Genomic DNA, 2,963 nt, shown 5'->3' with positions numbered 1-2,963 from the left:
ACCCTCGTCACCGCCGGCGAACTCCTCGCCGCAGCCCCCACCCCCGACAGCCGCATCACCTACGCCCTCACCCACTGCCGCACCCAAGCCACCACCCACACCACCTGAACGCCCACGCACAGGAAGTCGGACCCGCCGACTTCCTGTGCGTCCCTCCACCTTGGCCTTTGGTGGCGTTGCTGCTGAGGCTGCTGGAAATCGGGAATGCGGTGAGGTCGCCTGCGCCGCTGAGGTGGGTGAACTCCTGGTGTGCGCGCAGGAAGTCGGTCTCGTCGACTTCCTGCGCACGGCAACCGCCCTGCCCTGGCCTTGGCCGGCTGCATCGTGCGTCCTCGCCCGGTGCCGCGCCCACGTCACCCGCTTCTGAGGGCGATCGCGCCGCACGCGGGCGGCCGGGCGGCGAACTGCTCGGTGCGGCGCCCGGATCAGGCGGGGCGGCCCCTGCGGCCCTGCGGCGTCGCACAGGCCGGGCAGCCGGCGTCGCACCCGGCCGGAGCGGTGTGCAGGACCTCGCCGCTGTCGGAGTCGGCCACCTCCCAGCCGAGGAGGTCGGCGATCCCTTCCGCCAGTGCCAGCGCGGCGCCGTAGGCCGTGCCCGGCGCGGCCGAGGAGCAGATCAGTTCCACCATCCCTGATCTTGCAGGGTATCCCCGGCTTTAGCCGGGGAGGGAATGCATCCTTGGCCCGGAGCTGCGAAGCGGCGGAGTTCTCTGCGGCGCGCGGGTTGACGGTTAGATAGGCCGCTTCTGGCCTTCGATGTACTGGCGGACGATGCTGAGCGGTGCACCGCCGCACGATCCGGCGAAGTAGGAGCGGGACCAGAAGACCGAGCCCAGCCCGATGCGGTTGACGCGGCCGGTGTACTCGGCCCGCAGGTACCGCGAGCTGACGCCCTTCAAGCTGTTGATCAGCTTGGACAGCGCGATCTTCGGTGGGTAGTGCACCAGCAGATGCACGTGATCGGTCTCGCCGTTGAACTCGCGTAGCTCCGTCCCGAACTTGTCGCAGACCTCACGCATGATCTCCTCACACCGCTTGAGCATCGCGTCGTCGAAGACGCCCTTGCGGTACTTCGTGACGAACACCAAGTGTGCGTGCAGGTTGTGGGCGACGTGCCTACCAGTGCGAATATCGGGGTTTGGTTCCCAGCGGGGTGACATACTCCAAGTTTAGTGTTGTCGTATCGACCTTGAAGGGGGGTGGGCCGGATGATCCGTGCGTACACGTTCCTCATGCGGCCCACCGTGGGCCAGACGCAAGCGCTCGGCGAGATGCTGCGTGACCACTGCTCGCTCTACAACGGAGCGCTTCAAGAGCGTCGGGACGCCTACCGGCACGTGTCCAAGACCAGCATCAAGTACGGGATGCAGTCCGCCCAGCTCAAGGACATCCGGGCGTTCGACCCGGAGCGTCAGGGTCGCTGGTCGTTCTCCTCGCAGCAGGCGACGCTTCGCCGCCTGGACAAGGCGTTCGCGGCATTCTTCCGCCGTGTCAAGGCCGGTGAGACGCCTGGCTACCCCCGGTTTCGGGGCGTGAACTGGTTCGACACGGTTGACTTCCCCAAGGACGGCGACGGAGTCCGCTGGAACTCCACCCCGCACGACCCGGTCACCCGCGTCCGCTTCCAGGGCGTCGGGCACGTCAAGGTCAACCAGCACCGGCCGGTGGTCGGCAAGGTCAAGACCGTCAGCGTCAAGCGCGAGGGCAGGCGCTGGTACGTCGTCCTCACCGCCGAACAGGGTGAACCCGAGCCGCTGGCCCCCACGGGGTCCGTGGTCGGAATCGACATGGGCATAGCGAACTTCCTCGCCGACTCCAATGGCGGGTTCGTGCCCAACCCGCGCCACGGCCGACAGGCCGCGGCGAAGCTGGAAGCCGCACAGCAGGCACTCAGCCGCTTCCCCCGCGTACGTCGGGACAAGCGCACCGCCAACCACCAGAAGGCCGTACGGAAGGTCGCCGGCCTGCACCGCAAGGTGCGACGCCAGCGCCTCGACCACGCCCACAAAACCGCCCTCGGTCTCATTCGCGAGCACGATTTCATCGCGTACGAAGACCTCAAGATCCGCAACATGGTCAAGGCCCCCGCGCCGAAGACCGACCCCGACCAGCCGGGCGCGTTCCTGCCCAACGGCGCGGCGGCCAAGGCCGGATTGAACAAGTCGATCAACGATGCCGGTTGGGGGGTGTTCCTCACGATCCTCACCAGCAAGGCTGAAAGCGCCGGTCGGACAGTGATCGCCGTGGACCCCCGCAACACCTCCCGCACCTGCCCACGCCCCACGTGTGGTCATGTCGCGGCGGAGAACCGGACCACACAGGAGAAATTCCACTGCGTCGCTTGCGGCCACACGGCGCACGCCGACACGGTGGGAGCTGTCAACGTTCTACGGGCCGGGCTGGTCCGCCGCGACGCCCGCCAGGGTTAGCGAGAAGCCCCCGGATTCATCCGGGGGAGGAGTCACGTTCACCCGCTGCGCTACCCGGCCCGCGTGGACGGCATAGTTCCCGGCTTCGTCGCACGCGGCGATGGTCACCGTGAGCCAGTCGGGTCCGGGTTCGGTCTGGTAGGAGGCGGGGTCGGTCCTCCGCAGTCCGGGGACTACGTCCAGGTGCCGTACCAGTGCGCAGACCGGCACACTGCCGCCGTGACGGCGGTCCGAGCGGACGGTCAGGTACCAGTACACGCACGTATCCTCGCACTCGCCCGGGCGCCGCCCCCGCGCCCCGGACCCCGGACGGTTCCCGGCCCGCCCCCGCGATCGCAGGGGGGTTCGCCCGGCCCGCCCAGTCGGGCGAACCCCTGCGACGAACAGGAAGTCGACCCCGCCGACTTCCTGTGCAGGGCAACTGCCCCCGCTCTGGCCTCGGGTGGCGACCGTGGCTGCTGCCGGGGGCGCAATGAGGCTGGCGGGGTGGGCGCACTCCTGCCACACGCGGGAAGTCGACCTCGCCGACTTCCT

The 2,963-nt window shown here is 68.7% G+C and carries 3 protein-coding genes; 1 reads left to right on the top strand and 2 read right to left on the bottom strand.

Annotated elements, in window-relative coordinates; translation table 11 throughout:
• Positions 1-425: 425 nt before the first annotated feature.
• Positions 426-629 carry a hypothetical protein gene (locus ACFV04_RS32980; RefSeq protein ID WP_380349939.1) on the bottom strand — a complete coding sequence of 68 codons (204 nt, stop codon included), beginning with the start codon at positions 627-629 and terminating at the stop codon, positions 426-428.
• Positions 630-731: 102 nt separating this feature from the next.
• On the bottom strand, positions 732-1,160 hold the full coding sequence (gene tnpA / locus ACFV04_RS32975) for an IS200/IS605 family transposase (RefSeq protein ID WP_380534521.1): 429 nt from the start codon (positions 1,158-1,160) through the stop codon (positions 732-734).
• A gap of 48 nt (positions 1,161-1,208) precedes the next feature.
• Between tnpA and ACFV04_RS32970 the strand changes: the two genes are divergently transcribed.
• A complete protein-coding gene (locus ACFV04_RS32970) occupies positions 1,209-2,429 on the top strand; it encodes an RNA-guided endonuclease InsQ/TnpB family protein (RefSeq protein WP_380534519.1) in 1,221 nt (406 codons plus the stop codon).
• Positions 2,430-2,963: the final 534 nt, after the last annotated feature.

The sequence above is a fragment of the Kitasatospora sp. NPDC059599 genome (genome assembly GCF_042735125.1).
In the GTDB taxonomy this organism is placed as follows: Bacteria; Actinomycetota; Actinomycetes; order Streptomycetales; family Streptomycetaceae; genus Kitasatospora.
Note: the sequence above shows the minus strand (reverse complement) of the source record. Positions and strands in the feature narration are given on the sequence as shown.

Coding starts and splice junctions, on each gene's coding strand:
- ACFV04_RS32970 (WP_380534519.1), top strand. CDS start 1,209: ATGATCCGTGCGTACACGTTCCTCATGCGGCCCACCGTGGGCCAGACG.
- ACFV04_RS32980 (WP_380349939.1), bottom strand. CDS start 629: ATGGTGGAACTGATCTGCTCCTCGGCCGCGCCGGGCACGGCCTACGGC.
- tnpA (WP_380534521.1), bottom strand. CDS start 1,160: ATGTCACCCCGCTGGGAACCAAACCCCGATATTCGCACTGGTAGGCAC.